This window comes from Luteimonas sp. A611, from assembly GCF_054072715.1.
In genome coordinates, this window is record NZ_JBSVRP010000001.1 from 592,951 (window position 1) to 607,747 (window position 14,797).

The 14,797-nt window shown below is 67.6% G+C and carries 14 protein-coding genes; 12 read left to right on the top strand and 2 right to left on the bottom strand.

Annotated features, from left to right (window positions below):
- Positions 1–9 precede the first annotated feature (9 nt).
- The 10 genes from ACW5EG_RS02605 to ACW5EG_RS02650 all read left to right on the top strand — a co-directional run bounded on the left by ACW5EG_RS02605 (position 10) and on the right by ACW5EG_RS02650 (position 10,543).
- The gene (locus tag ACW5EG_RS02605) at positions 10–2,124 is read left to right on the top strand and encodes a prolyl oligopeptidase family serine peptidase (protein ID WP_457017186.1); all 2,115 of its coding nucleotides are present in this window, start codon (positions 10–12) and stop codon (positions 2,122–2,124) included.
- Positions 2,125–2,187: 63 nt separating this feature from the next.
- Positions 2,188–4,347, top strand: coding sequence for a S9 family peptidase (locus ACW5EG_RS02610; protein WP_457020775.1), 2,160 nt, complete (start codon positions 2,188–2,190; stop codon positions 4,345–4,347).
- A 167-nt stretch (positions 4,348–4,514) separates the two neighbouring features.
- Positions 4,515–4,928, top strand: coding sequence for a YbaN family protein (locus tag ACW5EG_RS02615; protein WP_457017190.1), 414 nt, complete (start codon positions 4,515–4,517; stop codon positions 4,926–4,928).
- 65 nt (positions 4,929–4,993) lie between these two features.
- Positions 4,994–5,260: an LPS translocon maturation chaperone LptM gene (gene lptM / locus ACW5EG_RS02620; protein ID WP_457020776.1), complete on the top strand. Its 267-nt coding sequence runs from the start codon at positions 4,994–4,996 to the stop codon at positions 5,258–5,260.
- 40 nt (positions 5,261–5,300) lie between these two features.
- Positions 5,301–6,146: a diaminopimelate epimerase gene (gene dapF / locus ACW5EG_RS02625; RefSeq protein WP_457020777.1), complete on the top strand. Its 846-nt coding sequence runs from the start codon at positions 5,301–5,303 to the stop codon at positions 6,144–6,146.
- Entirely contained in the window at positions 6,134–6,814 is a 681-nt protein-coding gene (locus ACW5EG_RS02630; RefSeq protein ID WP_457020778.1) for a DUF484 family protein, read from the top strand. The genes dapF and ACW5EG_RS02630 overlap by 13 nt, the downstream gene beginning before the upstream one ends.
- Positions 6,807–7,709, top strand: a complete 903-nt coding sequence (gene xerC, locus ACW5EG_RS02635) for a tyrosine recombinase XerC (RefSeq protein ID WP_457020779.1) — start codon at positions 6,807–6,809, stop codon at positions 7,707–7,709. The genes ACW5EG_RS02630 and xerC overlap by 8 nt, the downstream gene beginning before the upstream one ends.
- A 290-nt stretch (positions 7,710–7,999) precedes the next feature.
- Positions 8,000–8,551 carry an ATP-dependent protease subunit HslV gene (gene hslV, locus ACW5EG_RS02640; protein WP_457020780.1) on the top strand — a complete coding sequence of 184 codons (552 nt, stop codon included), beginning with the start codon at positions 8,000–8,002 and terminating at the stop codon, positions 8,549–8,551.
- A gap of 130 nt (positions 8,552–8,681) precedes the next feature.
- Positions 8,682–10,067 (top strand): ATP-dependent protease ATPase subunit HslU, encoded by a 1,386-nt coding sequence (hslU, locus tag ACW5EG_RS02645; RefSeq protein WP_457020781.1) that lies wholly within the window; start codon positions 8,682–8,684, stop codon positions 10,065–10,067.
- A gap of 38 nt (positions 10,068–10,105) precedes the next feature.
- Positions 10,106–10,543, top strand: a complete 438-nt coding sequence (locus tag ACW5EG_RS02650) for a hypothetical protein (RefSeq protein ID WP_457017201.1) — start codon at positions 10,106–10,108, stop codon at positions 10,541–10,543.
- Positions 10,544–10,656: 113 nt separating this feature from the next.
- Here ACW5EG_RS02650 and ACW5EG_RS02655 read toward each other — a convergent pair whose 3' ends face one another.
- Both ACW5EG_RS02655 and ACW5EG_RS02660 read right to left on the bottom strand, forming a co-directional pair.
- Positions 10,657–11,481, bottom strand: coding sequence for a D-hexose-6-phosphate mutarotase (locus tag ACW5EG_RS02655; protein ID WP_457017209.1), 825 nt, complete (start codon positions 11,479–11,481; stop codon positions 10,657–10,659).
- A 245-nt stretch (positions 11,482–11,726) separates the two neighbouring features.
- On the bottom strand, positions 11,727–12,179 hold the full coding sequence (locus tag ACW5EG_RS02660) for a nucleoside deaminase (RefSeq protein ID WP_457017211.1): 453 nt from the start codon (positions 12,177–12,179) through the stop codon (positions 11,727–11,729).
- Positions 12,180–12,309: 130 nt separating this feature from the next.
- Between ACW5EG_RS02660 and ACW5EG_RS02665 the strand changes: the two genes are divergently transcribed.
- Both ACW5EG_RS02665 and ubiE read left to right on the top strand, forming a co-directional pair.
- Positions 12,310–13,767, top strand: coding sequence for a hypothetical protein (locus ACW5EG_RS02665; RefSeq protein WP_457020782.1), 1,458 nt, complete (start codon positions 12,310–12,312; stop codon positions 13,765–13,767).
- A gap of 46 nt (positions 13,768–13,813) precedes the next feature.
- The gene (gene ubiE, locus ACW5EG_RS02670; RefSeq protein ID WP_457020783.1) at positions 13,814–14,572 is read left to right on the top strand and encodes a bifunctional demethylmenaquinone methyltransferase/2-methoxy-6-polyprenyl-1,4-benzoquinol methylase UbiE; all 759 of its coding nucleotides are present in this window, start codon (positions 13,814–13,816) and stop codon (positions 14,570–14,572) included.
- Positions 14,573–14,797: the final 225 nt, after the last annotated feature.

Genomic DNA, 14,797 nt, shown 5'->3' on the forward strand with positions numbered 1-14,797 from the left:
GCGAAATTCATGTCGATATCCGCGGCGATTGCGCTCGCGATGGGACTGGCCGCGGCGCCGGCGCATGCCAACGAGACCAACGAGGAGGCAGCGGTGTCCGATCCGTACCAGTGGCTGGAAGGCGTCGAGGATCCCAAGGCGCTGGAATGGGTCAAGGCGCAGAACGCCAATGCCGAGGCCGAGCTTGCCGCGACGCCCGAGTTCAGGCAGCTGGAAGCGGACCTGCTGGCCATCTACGACTCGGATGACAAGATTCCCGGCGTCTACAAGCAGGGTGAGTGGTACTACAACTTCTGGCGCGACAAGCAGAACCCGCGCGGCCTCTGGCGCCGGACCACGCTCGAGGAGTATCGGAAGCCCAGGCCGGAGTGGGAAGTGCTGATCGATCTCGACGCGCTGAACAAGACCGAGGGCGAGAACTGGGTCTGGCACGGTGCGGACTGCCTGCGCCCCGACTACAGCCGCTGCTTGGTCGCGCTTTCGCGCGGTGGCGCGGATGCCGACGTTACCCGCGAGTTCGATCTTGCCGGCAAGAGCTGGGTGGAAGGCGGCTTCTACCGTGAAGAAGCCAAGGGCGCGCTCAGCTGGATCGACCGCGACACTGTGTACGTGTATACCGATTTCGGCACCGGCTCGATGACGGAGTCGGGTTATCCACGCATCGTCAAGCAATGGAAGCGCGGGACGCCCCTGGAATCAGCCAGCCTGGTCTACGAGGGCAGCCCCGACGACATGTACATCGCGGCCGGCCACGACCACACGCCCGGCTTCGAGCGCGACTTCGTCAGCCGCACGCTCGCCTTCTACAACGACGAGATGTACCTGCGGCGGCCGGACGGCACGCTGGCAAGGGTCGATGCGCCCAATTCGGCCAACAAAAGCGTACACAGGGAATGGCTGACGCTCGAGCTGCGCGAGGCCTGGGAAGCCGGCGGCCGGACCTATCCGGCTGGCTCGCTGCTGGCGGCGAAGTTCGACGACTTCATGGCGGGCAAGCGCGAATTCGCCGTGCTGTTCGAGCCGAGCGAGACCACGTCGCTGGCCGGAACGTCATGGACACAGAACCATCTGGTGATCAACGTGCTGGAGGACGTCAAGAACCGGCTGATGGTCCTGACTCCGGGCGAGGACGGGTGGTCGCGCCGCCCGCTTGAAGGCGTCCCGGAGTTCGGCACGATCGGCGCCAGCGCCGTCGACAGCGATGAATCCGACGCGCTGTGGCTCACGGTGACCGACTACCTGACCCCGACCACCCTGATGCTGGGCGACGCGGGCGCGGGTGCGGCGAAGCCTGAAGTCCTCAAGACCATGCCGACCTTCTTCGACGCGTCGAAGCACGTCGTCGAGCAGCACTTCGCGACGTCGAAGGATGGAACCCGCGTGCCGTACTTCCTGGTCCGCCAGAAGAACCTGGTCCATGACGGCGGCAACCCGACCCTGCTCTACGGCTATGGCGGGTTCGAGATCTCGCTGACCCCGGGCTATTCCGGTGGCGTCGGCAAGGGTTGGCTGGAGAAGGGTGGCGTGTACGCGGTCGCCAACATCCGCGGCGGCGGCGAGTACGGCCCGCGCTGGCACCAGTCTGCGCTCAAGGCCAACCGCCACAAGGCGTATGAGGATTTCGCGGCGGTGGCACAGGATCTGATCACGCGCAAGATCACCTCGCCGCAGCACCTGGGAATCCGTGGTGGCAGCAACGGCGGCCTGCTGACCGGCAACATGCTCACGCAGTACCCGGAGCTGTTCGGCGCGGTCGTGATCCAGGTGCCGCTGCTGGACATGCAGCGCTACAACAAGCTGCTGGCCGGCGCATCGTGGATGGCCGAGTACGGCAATCCCGACATCGCCGAAGAGTGGGAATACATCCGCACCTTCTCGCCTTACCATCTGTTCGATCCGGCGAAGGACTATCCCGCCACGATCCTGCTGACCTCGACCCGCGACGACCGCGTGCATCCTGGCCACGCCCGCAAGATGTTCGCGAAGATGCAGGCAGCCGGCAAGGACGTGCGCTACTACGAGAACATCGAGGGTGGCCACGGTGGCGCCGCGGACAACCGCCAGGCCGCGCACATGGACGCGCTGTACCTGAGCTTCCTCTGGCAGCAGCTCGGCCGTCGATGACATGACCCGCGCCGCCCTGCACCAGGGGTGGCGCAGCCTTCCGGTATCCCTGCGGATCCTCCGATGAAAGCCGCCCTTCTTTTCGTGACTACGATCCTGATGACGCTATCCACCACCACCACCATTGCCGCCGACACCACGCCACCCGACGCCGAAAAACGCCCGCACGTGGTGAAGGCGCCGCATGGGGCGGAGCGCAGCGACGAGTACTACTGGCTGCGCGACGACAAGCGCGAGGACAAGGCGATGCTTGCCTACCTCGAGGCAGAGAATGCCTATGCCGACAAGGTGATGGCACCACTCAAGGCGGTCGAGGACAGGCTCTACGAGGAGATCGTCGGGCGCATCAAGCAGGATGACAGCTCGATCCCTGCACGCGAGCGTGGCTGGTGGTATTACGCCCGCTACGAGGCCGGCAAGGACTATCCGATCCATGCACGACGCAAGGACGGCGCCGGTGTCGACGCGCTGTCGATCCAGCGGGCCAACGAGGCCGGCGACTTCGCCGGCGAAGAGGTCCTGCTCGACGTCAATACGCTGGCCGAAGGCAAGGACTATTACTCGGTCGGCGCGTACGAGATCAGCCAGGACAATACGGTGATGGCCTGGGCCGATGACACCAACGGCCGCCGCCAGTACAGCTTCCGCTTTCGCGACCTGGCCAGCGGCAAGGACTTTCCCGAGCAGATCCGCGGCACCTCCGGCGACCTCGTGTTCGCCGATGACAACCGTACCGTGTTCTACGTCGAGAACGATCCGGAAACGCTGTTGACCAAGCGTGTGAAGCGCCACGTCATCGGCACCGATCCGGCGCAGGACGTGGTCGTCTACGAGGAAGCCGACGACAGTTATTACATGGGCGTCGATCGTACGCGCGACGACCGCTACATCGTGATCGGCGTCAGCAGCACGGTGTCCGACGAGCTGCGCTACGCCCCGGCCGCTGATCCGCGCGAGTTCACCTTGCTGGCCGCGCGCGAACGCGACCTGGAGTACAGCGCCGACCACCTCGGCGACCGCTGGGTGATCCTGACCAACGCCGACGGTGCGAAGAACTTCAAGCTGGTGCAGGCCCCGAGCGGATCGGCCGCGCGCAAGGAATGGCAGGACGTGGTCGCGCACGACGTCGACGTGCTGCTGGAGAACTTCGAGCTGTTCGACGGCTTCATCGCGATCGGCGAGCGCTCCGATGCGCTTGAGCGCGTCCGCATCCTGCGCCAGGACGGCAGCGCCGACTACGTGCAGGCCGACGAGCCGGCCTACTCGATGGGCCTGTCGGCCAACACCGAGTCCGATACCACCAGGCTGCGCTACACCTACACCTCGCTGACCACGCCGGCCACGACCTACGAGCTCGATACCGCCACCGGCGAGCGCATCGTGCTCAAGCAGCAGCCGGTGATCGGCTACGACCCGTCGCAGTACGTGACCGAGCGCGTGTGGGCGACCGCGCGCGACGGCGAGAAGATCCCGGTGTCGCTGGTCTATCGCAAGGGTTTCGCGAAGGACGGCACCGCGGCGATGCTGCAGTACGCCTACGGCAGTTACGGCATGTCGATGGACCCGGGCTTCAGCGTCACCACCGTCAGCCTGCTCGATCGTGGCGTGGTGTACGCACTGGCGCATATCCGCGGCGGCCAGGAGATGGGCCGGCGCTGGTACGACGACGGCAAGCTGCTCAACAAGATCAACACCTTCACCGACTTCATCGACGTCACCGGACACCTGGTGCGCGAGGGCTACGCCGCGAAGGACCGCGTCGCGGCCTACGGCGGGAGCGCCGGTGGCCTGCTGGTGGGTGCGATCTCGAACATGGCGCCGAACCAGTACCGCGTGATCCTGTCGCAGGTGCCGTTCGTCGACGTCGTGACGACGATGCTCGACCCCAGCATCCCGCTGACCACCAACGAATACGACGAGTGGGGCAACCCGGAAGACAAGCCCTATTACGATTACATCCTGCAGTATTCGCCCTACGACAACCTGAAGGCGCAGGCGTATCCGTCGATGTTCGTGGGCACCGGGCTGTGGGATTCGCAGGTGCAGTACTGGGAGCCTGCCAAGTACGTGGCTCGGCTGCGCGACCTCGACACCGGCAACGGCCCGATTGTGTTCCGCACCAATATGGAAGCCGGGCACGGCGGCAAGTCGGGCCGCTTCCGTCGCTTCCGCGAGCAGGCGGAGATGTACGCGTTCATGCTCGACCAGCTGGACGTGAAGTAGAGCCTGTCGTTGGGGAGGCCGCCTTCGGGCGGCCTTCTGCGATTCTGGGAGCATGGCCTCGCTTGCCCCCACCCCGGCCCTCCCCCGCAAGCGGAGGAGGGAGCAGAGCCGCTCCTGCTTCCGGTGCGCTGCTCCGCTTGAGGGAGGCCAGCCGTATCATCCCGTCCATGCGTCCTTCGCATCGCTTCCGCTGGGCCTGGTGGCTGCTGGCCTACGCCAGCCTGGGCCTTGGCCTGCTGGGCATGTTCCTGCCGGGCCTGCCGACGGTGCCGTTCGTGCTGCTGTCCGCGTTCGCAGCCGCGCGCGGATCGGAGCGGCTGCATCGCCGCCTGCTCGCGGATCCGCGCTTTGGCCCGATGATTCGCGACTGGGCCGCCGGTCGCACGGTCGCCCGACGCGCGAAGTGGATGGCCACGTGGACCATGCTCGCGTCGGCCCTGATCCTGCTTGCACTGATGCTGCTGGGCGGCGGAGATCGCTGGTGGGTGCTCGCGCTGCCGATCGGCTGCATGGCGGTGGTCGCGACCTGGCTCTGGTTGCGGCCCGAGCCGCCTGCGCATCGCGATCCTGGCGGCCGCTGAGCCCGCCCTTGCACGGCCCCAGGAGAGGACTCGTCCTGTCCAGCCGGCCGGGATACACTGCTGCCATGCGCAGATTCCCGATTATCGTCGCGCCACTGGCGCTCCTGCTCGCCCTGAACCTCGCCGCCTGCGGCAACAAGGGACCGCTGGTGCGGGCCATCGATGTCGAGGATGTCGATGTCGAGGAAGTGGAGGACGTCGAAGACGTCGAGGAAGTCGAGGAAGTCGAGGAAGTCGAGGAAGTCGACGACGTGATCGAAGGGGATCCAGTCGACGATGCCGACGCGGACCAGGTCGACGTGCCGCCGGCGGCGGATTCCGGCACCGGCTGATCCGGTGGCCGCGACCACCCCGCTACCGCCTGGCTGCGAGATGCCCCAAACAGCGCTGCGCTTCAGCAAGATGCACGGAGCGGGCAACGACTTCGTCGTGCTCGACCTGCGCGATGGCGCGCCGCCGCCGTCGCCCGGGATGTGCCGGGCGCTGGCCGATCGCCACACCGGCGTGGGCTGCGACCAGATCCTGACCGTCGAGCCGCCCGCCAGCCGTGACGCGCTGGCCAGCTATCGCATCTGGAATTCGGACGGCTCGCCCTCCGGCCAGTGCGGCAACGGCGCTCGCTGCGTGGCGGCCTGGCTGGTACGCGTCGGTGCCACGGATGCGCCCCGCTTTGAACTCGACAGCCCCGCCGGCAACCATGCGGTCGAGGTCTTGGGCGAGGGCGACTACCGCATTGCGATGGGCGTGCCGCGCTTCGATCCCGCTCAGGTGCCGATGGCCGGCATCGTGCAGCAGGCACCCAGCTACGAGGCCACCCTGCCGCACGTCGGTGCGCTGCGTTTCGGCGCGGTGTCGATGGGCAACCCGCATGCGGTGATCGAGGTCGTTGACGTGGCCGCGGCCGACGTGGCGCGGATCGGCCCTGCGCTGCAGGCTTCGCCGCTGTTCCCGGATTCGGCCAATATCGGCTTTGCCCAGGTGATCGATCGTGGCCGCATCCGCCTGCGTGTGTACGAACGCGGCGTTGGCGAAACACGCGCCTGCGGCAGCGGTGCCTGTGCGGCGGTGGCCGTGCTGGTGCGCGCCGGGCGGCTGGATCGAGACGTGGCCGTGTCGCTGCCTGGCGGCGAGTTGCGTATCGCCTGGCCTGACGATACCGCGCAGGTGTCGATGTCCGGCCCGACTGCATTTGTCTTCGAAGGAAAATGGACCCGATGAGCACGACCGAGAAACTCGGCGCCCACGAAGTGGCGGCGTGGCTGCGCAGGCAGCCGAAGTTCCTGCAGCAGTTCCCGGACCTGGCATTGAGCCTGGTGGTACCGCGCGAGGATGGCCCGGCCGCATCCCTGGCCAGCTACCAGCTCGAGGTGCTGCGCGACAAGAACCGCGAGCTTTCGCGCCGGCTGCACGACCTGTATTCGATTTCGCAGGAAAACGAACGCCTTGCGGTGCGCACCCACCAGCTCACGCTTGCGTTGATGCGGCAGACCGATCGCGCCGGCGTGGTCAGCGCGATGGCAGCCACGCTGGAGGAAGACTTCGCCGGCGACCTGGTGCGCATCGTGCTGTTCAAGCCGGTGGACGGGCTGGAAGCGCAGCCCTGGCTGCAGGTGATCGATCGCGATGCCGCCGTGCTGCGGCCGTTTGCCGACGCACTGAGGGAAGGCGAGCCGCTGTGCGGACGCCTGCATCCTGACAAGCAGGCGCTGCTGTACGGCGCGCGGGTCGATGAGGTGGAGTCGAGCGCGCTGCTGGCGCTGGAAGGCACCGGACTGGTCGCGGTCGGCAGCGCCGACCAGAACCGCTTCTATCCCGGCATGGGCACGCTGTTCCTGCGCATGATGGGCGAGGCGTTCGAAGTGGCGCTGCGCAGGTTCGATGGCTGAACGGCCGCCCGCGCCCGGCATCGTGACGGTGGGGGAGTTCCTTTCCTACCTGCAGGTCGAGCGCCGCGTTTCGCCGCACACGCTGGACGGGTATCGGCGTGATCTTGAAACACTGTCGGCCTGGTCCGAAGCGCATGGCGGCATGATCGGCCTGGACGAAGCCGCCATCCGCGCCTTCATCGCTGCCGAGCACCGCCGCGGCCTGTCGCCCAAGAGCCTGCAGCGGCGGCTCTCGGCGGTCCGCAGTTTCTACCGGTGGCTGCTCAAGCATGGCCGCATCGTCGCCAATCCCGCAGCCGGCGTTCGCGCGCCAAAGGCGCCGCGCAAGCTGCCGCAGGTGCTTGACGCGGACGAGGCCAAGGCCCTGGTCGAAGTGCCGACCGACGTGCCGCTGGGCCTGCGCGACCGCGCGGTGCTGGAACTGTTCTATTCGTCGGGCCTGCGGTTGAGTGAGCTGTGCGCGCTGCGCTGGCGTGACCTGCATCTGGACGAAGGCCTGGTCAGCGTGCTCGGCAAGGGTGGCAAGGAACGGATCGTGCCGGTGGGGTCGTTCGCCCGCAACGCCCTGCGCGAATGGCGCGCCGACAGCGGTGGCGCCGAGGACGGGCCGGTGTTCCCGGGCCGCGGCGGCAAGCCGATCAGCCCGCGCGCGATACAGATCCGCATGCGCCAGCTTGCGCAGCGCCAGGGCCTGTTCAAGCGGGTGCATCCGCACCTGCTGCGGCATTCGTTCGCCAGCCACGTGCTGGAGTCCTCCGGCGACCTGCGCGGCGTGCAGGAGCTGCTCGGGCACGCGGACATCTCGACCACGCAGATCTATACGCACCTGGATTTCGGACACCTGGCCAAGGTCTACGACGCGGCCCATCCGCGGGCCCGGCGACGCAAGGAATAGCCGCTGGCGCCAGGCGAGGTCCCGCCGTATGTGTCGAAGCGGCAGATCTCCCTGCGCGCCTAGGACGCTGCGTGGATATGTTCGATGCAGCGGTCTGTGACGGCGACGGGGTGGCGCGCGAACTCGAATGCATGTTCGCTGGCGCCGCAATCTCCTGCGTCCACCTGCACAACGCCAGGCGCGGCTGCTACTCCTGCGTGGCGCGCCGGGCCTGAGGCAGCCCGTTCGCCGTCGGGGCTTGATCATGCCCGGGGCGCCCCTATGTCTGTCGGACCCGCCCCGGAGGCCGTATGGACCCCAGCCAGAACCCGAACGTATTCCACGCCACCACGATCCTGTCGGTGCGCCGTGATGGCAAGGTGGCCGTGGCCGGCGACGGCCAGGTCACGCTCGGCCACACCGTGATGAAGGGCAACGCGCGCAAGGTGCGCCGGCTCGGCAACGACGGCCAGGTGCTGGCGGGCTTCGCCGGTGCCGCCGCCGATGCCTTCACCCTGTTCGAACTGTTCGAATCCAAGCTCGCCAAGCACGGGCAGCTGCAGCGTGCCGCGGTGGAAATGGCCAAGGATTGGCGCACGGAGCGCCGCTTCGGCAAGCTCGAGGCGCTGCTTGCGGTGGCTGACAAGGACACTTCGCTGATCATCAGCGGCACCGGCGATGTGATCGAGCCGGAGGACGGCCTCATCGCCATCGGCTCCGGCGGCAGCTACGCGCTCTCCGCCGCGCGCGCACTGCTCGCGCACACGCAGCTCGATGCGCGCACCATCGCCACCGAAGCGTTGAAGATCGCCGGCGACATCTGCATCTACACCAACCGCAACGTGGTGGTCGAGGAACTTTGACCGTCGCCGCCGCGAGGACTGAACGTCTTCCCGGCAGCTGTCGAGTCCGGTCACCGAGCGCATTCCCCCGATCGAATACAACGCCGCTGGATCCCCGCCTTCGCGGGGATGACGGGCAAGAGGCATCTATATGAATCAACCTGGATCGTCTTCCACCATGACCCCGCGCGAGATCGTGCAGGAGCTCGACCGCCACATCATCGGCCAGACGTCGGCCAAGCGTGCGGTCGCGATCGCGCTGCGCAACCGCTGGCGCCGCGCGCAGCTGCCCGACGAGCTGCGCAACGAGGTGATGCCCAAGAACATCCTGATGATCGGCCCGACCGGCGTTGGCAAGACCGAGATCGCGCGCCGCCTGGCGACGCTGGCCAACGCACCGTTCGTGAAGGTCGAGGCAACCCGTTTCACCGAGGTCGGCTACGTCGGCAAGGACGTGGAGCAGATTATCCGCGACCTCGCCGACACCGCGGTCAAGCTCTACCGCGAGCAGGCCAAGAAGAAGGTGCGCACCCAGGCCGAGGAACGCGCCGAGGACCGCATCCTCGACGCGCTGCTGCCCAGGCGCGAGGCGCCGCAGCCGGGCTTCGGCTTCGGCAGCCAGACCACCGTCGACATCGGCGCGGAGCCGTCGTCGAAGGAATCCGAAACCCGCCAGAAGCTGCGCCGCCAGCTGCGCGCCGGCGAGCTGGACGAGCGCGAGATCGAACTCGAACTGTCGGCCAACGTGGGCGTCGACATCATGACCCCGCCGGGCATGGAGGAGATGGGGCAGCAGCTGCGGCAGATGTTCTCCAGCTTGGGCGGCGCGAAGACGCACGCGCGCAAGCTGACGATCAAGGCGGCGCGCCCGCAGCTGATCGACGAGGAAGCCGCCAGGCTGGTCAACGAGGATGACGTGCGCGAGGCCGCGATCGAGGCCTGCGAACAGCACGGCATCGTATTCATCGACGAGATCGACAAGGTGGCCAAGCGCGGCGAGAACGTGGGCGGCGGCGACGTCAGCCGCGAAGGCGTGCAGCGAGACCTGCTGCCGCTGGTGGAAGGCTCGACGGTGAGCACCAAGTACGGCTCGGTCAAGACCGACCACATCCTGTTCATCGCATCGGGCGCCTTCCACCTGGCCAAACCCAGCGACCTGATCCCGGAAATGCAGGGGCGTTTCCCGATCCGCGTGGAGCTGTCGGCGCTGACCAAGGACGACTTCGTGCGCATCCTCACCGAGCCCAAGGCCGCGCTCACCACGCAGTACGTCGAGCTGCTGCGGACCGAGGGCGTGCAGCTGGCGTTCGCCGACGAGGCCATCGAGCGCCTGGCCGAGATCGCCGCCCAGGTCAACGAGCGCCAGGAGAACATCGGCGCGCGCCGCCTGCACACCGTGCTCGAACGCCTGCTCGACACGCTGAGCTACGAGGCGCCCGACAAGGACGGCAGCAGCGTGACCATCGACCGTGCCTACGTCGATTTGCACCTGGGCGAACTGGTGCAGGATCCGGACCTGAGCCGCTACATTCTCTGAACCCGCGCGCCGCGCCAGCCCAACAAGGACACCCTGCAATGCAGATCCGCCGCTTTCTCACCGTTGCCACGTTGGCATCCGCGCTGCTGGCCGTCGCGCCGGTCGCCGCGCGCGACGTGTCCTGCCGCCTGGCCTTCGACATGTCGGGCTGGTCGGCCTTCTACAAGACCGCGTCCGGCACCGGCCGGGTGAGCTGCGACAACGGCCAGTCGATGTCAGTGAGCATCGAGGCCCGGGGTGGTGGCCTGAGCGTGGGCAAGTCCGACATCCGCGACGGCCGCGGCGACTTCTCCGCGGTGCGCGACATCCGTGATCTGCTCGGCACCTATGTCGCGGCCGAAGCCCACGCCGGCGCGGTCAAATCGAGCAAGGCGCAGGCGATGACAAAGGGCGACGTGTCGCTGGCCCTGGCCGGTACCGGCAAGGGCTGGGACCTGGGTGTGGCGTTCGGCGGGTTCACGATCGAGGCGCGCTAGGGCGCGGCGGGCGCATGGGGCTCCCCCTGCCTGGTTCGCGAACGCCTGCCTTGTTTGAGTAGATCCGGCAGACCTTCGTTCGCGTTCCTGCAGACCAGCCCTGATCCGCAGCCTCAGCCCAGCGACTGGCTGCCGTGCCAGCGATCGCCCGGCATCAACACTGCCGGCTGCAGCACCTGCCCGGCTTCCACGCAGACGAACCGACGGTGTTCGCCGGGGGCCAGGTCGCCGATACGCGTGGCGAGCTGTTCGCCCGGGTTCCAGACGATGGTGTCGGTGAAGCCCGCTTGCTCGATGTCGAGGCGACGCTCGCCATCGACGAGGGTGAGCGGGGCGACGACATCGCCGTAGATGCGGTCGATCTCGCCATCGAAGGCGAGGGCATGGTGGTCTTCGCGGTGCAGTGTGCCGCCGTTGGCGCTGTCCTCGTAGTCGCAGCCCTGCAGGCCTTCGAGCGTGACCTGTGCGAGGTCATCGACGCGCAGGTAGGTGTGGAGTGCGGCGGTGAAGGCGAAGGCGTTGTCGCCGCGGTTTTCGACCGCGAGGGTGGCGGTGAGCGCGGTGTCGGTGAGCGCGATCGACAGGCGGCAGGCGAAGGCATGCGGCCAGTCGGCGGTGGCGGGGCCGGCGTGTAGTTCGAAGTGGGCCGCCTCGTGCTCGATCCCCGCGAAGGACCAGTCGAGCACGCGCACGAAGCCATGCTTGCGCAGTGCGCCGCGGTCGCTGAACTGGGGAAAGATCACCGGTACGCCACCGCGGATGGCGGCGCCGGGGGAGAAGTCGGCGCGTTCGGCCAGGAACAGGCGCTCGCGACCGTCGGCCGGGACCCAGGACAGCAGCTGCCCGCCGTGTAGGGCGGCCAGCGCGGTGGCGCCTTCGTTGCGGAGGCGGATGCAGGGCGTGCCGCGGAATTCGATGGGTTGGTGCTGGAGGGTCATGTCGGGCCGTGCGGGGTGCGGAGGTGCGAGGCCACCCGCGGTATGGGGCGATGGGGCTGGCGTGGTGGCTGGCTGGGGTCAGGGAGGGAATCCTGTCATCTCGAGCGTAGCGAGAGATCTTTCGCGCGACGGCGTCCGGATGGGAGATCCCTCGCTGCGCTCGGGATGACAAACCGGGCGCAGGGACCTTCAGGGCATTCGACCCTCGTCGACCCGGAGGACGACCTCAGCTCGCGGCGACGCGATCAATCCTCGCCGATGTCTTCGTTCCATACCCGCGGATTCGCCGCGATCCAGTCGCCGAGCATGGCGATGCATTCGGGGTCCCCGAGGTCGATCACCTCGACGCCATGTTCGCGCAGCCAGTCGTGGCCGCCCTGGAAGTTGACCGATTCGCCCATCACCACGGTGCCGATCCCGAACTGTTTCACCAGCCCGCTGCAGTACCAGCACGGCGAGAGCGTGGTGACCATGATGGTGTCGCGGTAGGTGCGCTGGCGGCCGGCCTTGCGGAAGGCGTCGGTTTCGCCATGGACGGAGGGGTCGCCTTCCTGCACGCGGCGGTTGTGGCCGCGACCGAGCAGGGTGCCGTCATTGCGAAACAGCGCCGCGCCGATCGGGATCCCGCCTTCGGCGAGGCCCTGGCGGGCTTCGGCGACGGCGATGGCGAGCATGGCGCGGTAGTCGGGTGTGGGCATGGCGATTGAAATGCGGGGCTGCGCAGCACGATAGCGCGGAATGTCGCCGGTGGCGCCGCACGACGGCCGTCACAAGTTGTCCGGTGGGGGCGGGTGGTCGAGAATCGGCCGGTACGCAAGGGGAAGTGGGATGGACAGGATGCGGATCGTGCTGTTCGCGCTCGCGGGGCTGCTGGCGGGGACGGCCCATGGCGAGGTGGTGCAGGGCGAGGTGGTGCAGGGCGGGTTGGAGCTGCGCTGGGGAGATGGCGCTCCGGTCTCCGGCGCGCGACTGGCGCCGAAGTTCGAGGCGGCGCTCGCGCTGGATGGCGGCGGCCGCATCGTGCTCGATGCCGAGCAAGCGCGGCGTGGTGCCGGTGATCTCTATGCGCTCGCCAACCGCCGCGTGGCGGTGGGCTTCAGCCGCGCCAAGTCGGGCGGCATGCGGGCGATCGACGCGATCGTCCCGATCGACGATCCGGACGACAGCCTCGTCCACGTGCGTAGCGGGAAGGCCGACGGGGTCGCCAAGGCCACACTGGGCCCGACCCGGTGGATCAGCGTGGCCTGCCGTTTCAGCGACATCGCCGAGGAGCAGAAGACGGTCGAGTTCTTCCGTGGCCAGTACGGCGAAGCGGCCGGCCAGCTCGGCCACTACTGGCGCGAGGTGTCCTACGACCGGATCAACCTGGCCGGCAGCGACGCGGTGGGCTGGTATGCGCTGCCGCATCCGCGTTCGCACTACGTGACCACGGAAGGCGGCAAGGAGAAGGCCAACCTCGACGCGTTGTTCGACGACTGCACCACGGTCGCCGATGTCGACGTCGACTTCAGCGACGTCGTCGGCATCAACATGATGTTCAACGGCGACCTGGACGGCCATGCCTGGGGCGGCGGCCGCTGCGCCACGCTCGACGGCCGCAACCGCTGCTGGTCGGCCACGTGGAATCCGCCGTGGTCGTTCAACAACCTTGCGCCACTGGCCCACGAGATGGGGCATGGCTACGGCCTGCCGCATTCGGACAACTCGGACGGCGACGACGACAGCTACGACAATCCCTGGGACGTGATGAGCGACGGCTGGAGCAATGCCGCCCGGGATTCGACCTACGGGACCCTGCCCAAGCACATCAACATGCTGCAGCGCGAACGCATGGGCTGGGTGGATGCGGCGCGCAAGCGCACGTTCGACGCGGGCACGCCGCGCACGCGGCTGCAGCTGGATTTCGCCAGCCTCCAGGGCGCCGGCAACGCGCAGATGCTGGTGCTGCAGACGCCGTCGTCGCCCGATCCCTACAGCGGTGCGTTCTACACCGTCGAAGCGCGGCGGCGCATCGGCACCTACGAGAGCCATCTGGCCGGGGATGCGGTGATCATCCACCGGGTCGGCGGCGACTATCGTTACGAGGCCCAAAGCCAGGATGCCGACCGTCCGCCCGCGGATACCGCCAACAACGAAGGTTCGATGTTCAAGCCCGGCGAAGCGTGGGTGTCGCCGGATGGCTTGTTCAGCCTGTACGTGGAGGCGGCCACTGCGAACGGGTTCACGGTGATCGTGGGCGACCGGGGGCGGGTGACCGGTGGCGAGGGGGCGCGTCGGCGCAGGTGAATGCGGCGGTGATGCCGGGTCAACGCGGCGATGCGATAATGCGCGCATGAGCGCATCCGACGAGTCTGGCACCACCCATTTCGGCTACCGCGAGGTGCCGGTCGGCGAGAAGCAGAAGCTGGTCGGCGAGGTGTTCTCGTCGGTCGCCGGCAACTACGACCTGATGAATGACCTGATGAGCATGGGCATCCATCGGGTCTGGAAGCGCTATTTCGTGGCCACGGCGCAGGTCCGGCGCGGCGCACGTGTACTCGACCTGGCCGGCGGCACGGGCGATATCGCGGCCCTGCTCAAGGATCGTGTCGGCGAGTCGGGCGAGCTGGTGCTGGGCGACATCAACGGCGAGATGCTGCGCGTCGGCCGCGACCGCATGACCGACCGCGGCGACGTGCGCGGCTTCGAGTACGTGCAGTGCAACGCCGAGAAGCTGCCGTTTCCCGATGCCAGCTTCGATCTGGTCACGATCGCCTTCGGCCTGCGCAACGTCACCGACAAGGACGCGGCATTGCGCGAGATGCTGCGCGTGCTGAAAGTCGGCGGCCAGGCGCGGGTGCTGGAGTTTTCCCAGGTCAAGCCGGACTGGTTCAAGCCGCTGTACGACTTCCATTCGTTCAAGGTGTTGCCGCGCCTGGGCCGCCTGTTTGCGGGCGACGCCGACAGCTACCGCTACCTGGCCGAGTCGATCCGCCAGCATCCGCCGCAGGATGAGCTGCGGGCGATGATGGACGCTGCAGGTTTCGCGCGCGCGCGTTATCGCAACCTGACGGGCGGCATCGTCGCGATCCACGACGGCTGGAAGGTCTGAGCCCACCGGGTTTGATGGCGATGCGCGTTCCGCCTTCGGGCAACGCTGAAACCTGTCATTTCGAGCGTAGCGAGAAGCGTTTTATAACAGCGAAGCTGGTCAATCCATGCTCCTGATTTTCCGAGATCCCTCACTTCGTTCGGAATGACAAGCCGGATTTTTCGGCTTGCTTTTGTCGGAATGCGGGCCGGGCGACGTGACTATCGCCGCATGCGGCTGCGCGCC

Coding starts and splice junctions, on each gene's coding strand:
- ACW5EG_RS02605 (WP_457017186.1), top strand. CDS start 10: ATGTCGATATCCGCGGCGATTGCGCTCGCGATGGGACTGGCCGCGGCG.
- ACW5EG_RS02610 (WP_457020775.1), top strand. CDS start 2,188: ATGAAAGCCGCCCTTCTTTTCGTGACTACGATCCTGATGACGCTATCC.
- ACW5EG_RS02615 (WP_457017190.1), top strand. CDS start 4,515: ATGCGTCCTTCGCATCGCTTCCGCTGGGCCTGGTGGCTGCTGGCCTAC.
- lptM (WP_457020776.1), top strand. CDS start 4,994: ATGCGCAGATTCCCGATTATCGTCGCGCCACTGGCGCTCCTGCTCGCC.
- dapF (WP_457020777.1), top strand. CDS start 5,301: ATGCCCCAAACAGCGCTGCGCTTCAGCAAGATGCACGGAGCGGGCAAC.
- ACW5EG_RS02630 (WP_457020778.1), top strand. CDS start 6,134: ATGGACCCGATGAGCACGACCGAGAAACTCGGCGCCCACGAAGTGGCG.
- xerC (WP_457020779.1), top strand. CDS start 6,807: ATGGCTGAACGGCCGCCCGCGCCCGGCATCGTGACGGTGGGGGAGTTC.
- hslV (WP_457020780.1), top strand. CDS start 8,000: ATGGACCCCAGCCAGAACCCGAACGTATTCCACGCCACCACGATCCTG.
- hslU (WP_457020781.1), top strand. CDS start 8,682: ATGAATCAACCTGGATCGTCTTCCACCATGACCCCGCGCGAGATCGTG.
- ACW5EG_RS02650 (WP_457017201.1), top strand. CDS start 10,106: ATGCAGATCCGCCGCTTTCTCACCGTTGCCACGTTGGCATCCGCGCTG.
- ACW5EG_RS02655 (WP_457017209.1), bottom strand. CDS start 11,481: ATGACCCTCCAGCACCAACCCATCGAATTCCGCGGCACGCCCTGCATC.
- ACW5EG_RS02660 (WP_457017211.1), bottom strand. CDS start 12,179: ATGCCCACACCCGACTACCGCGCCATGCTCGCCATCGCCGTCGCCGAA.
- ACW5EG_RS02665 (WP_457020782.1), top strand. CDS start 12,310: ATGGACAGGATGCGGATCGTGCTGTTCGCGCTCGCGGGGCTGCTGGCG.
- ubiE (WP_457020783.1), top strand. CDS start 13,814: ATGAGCGCATCCGACGAGTCTGGCACCACCCATTTCGGCTACCGCGAG.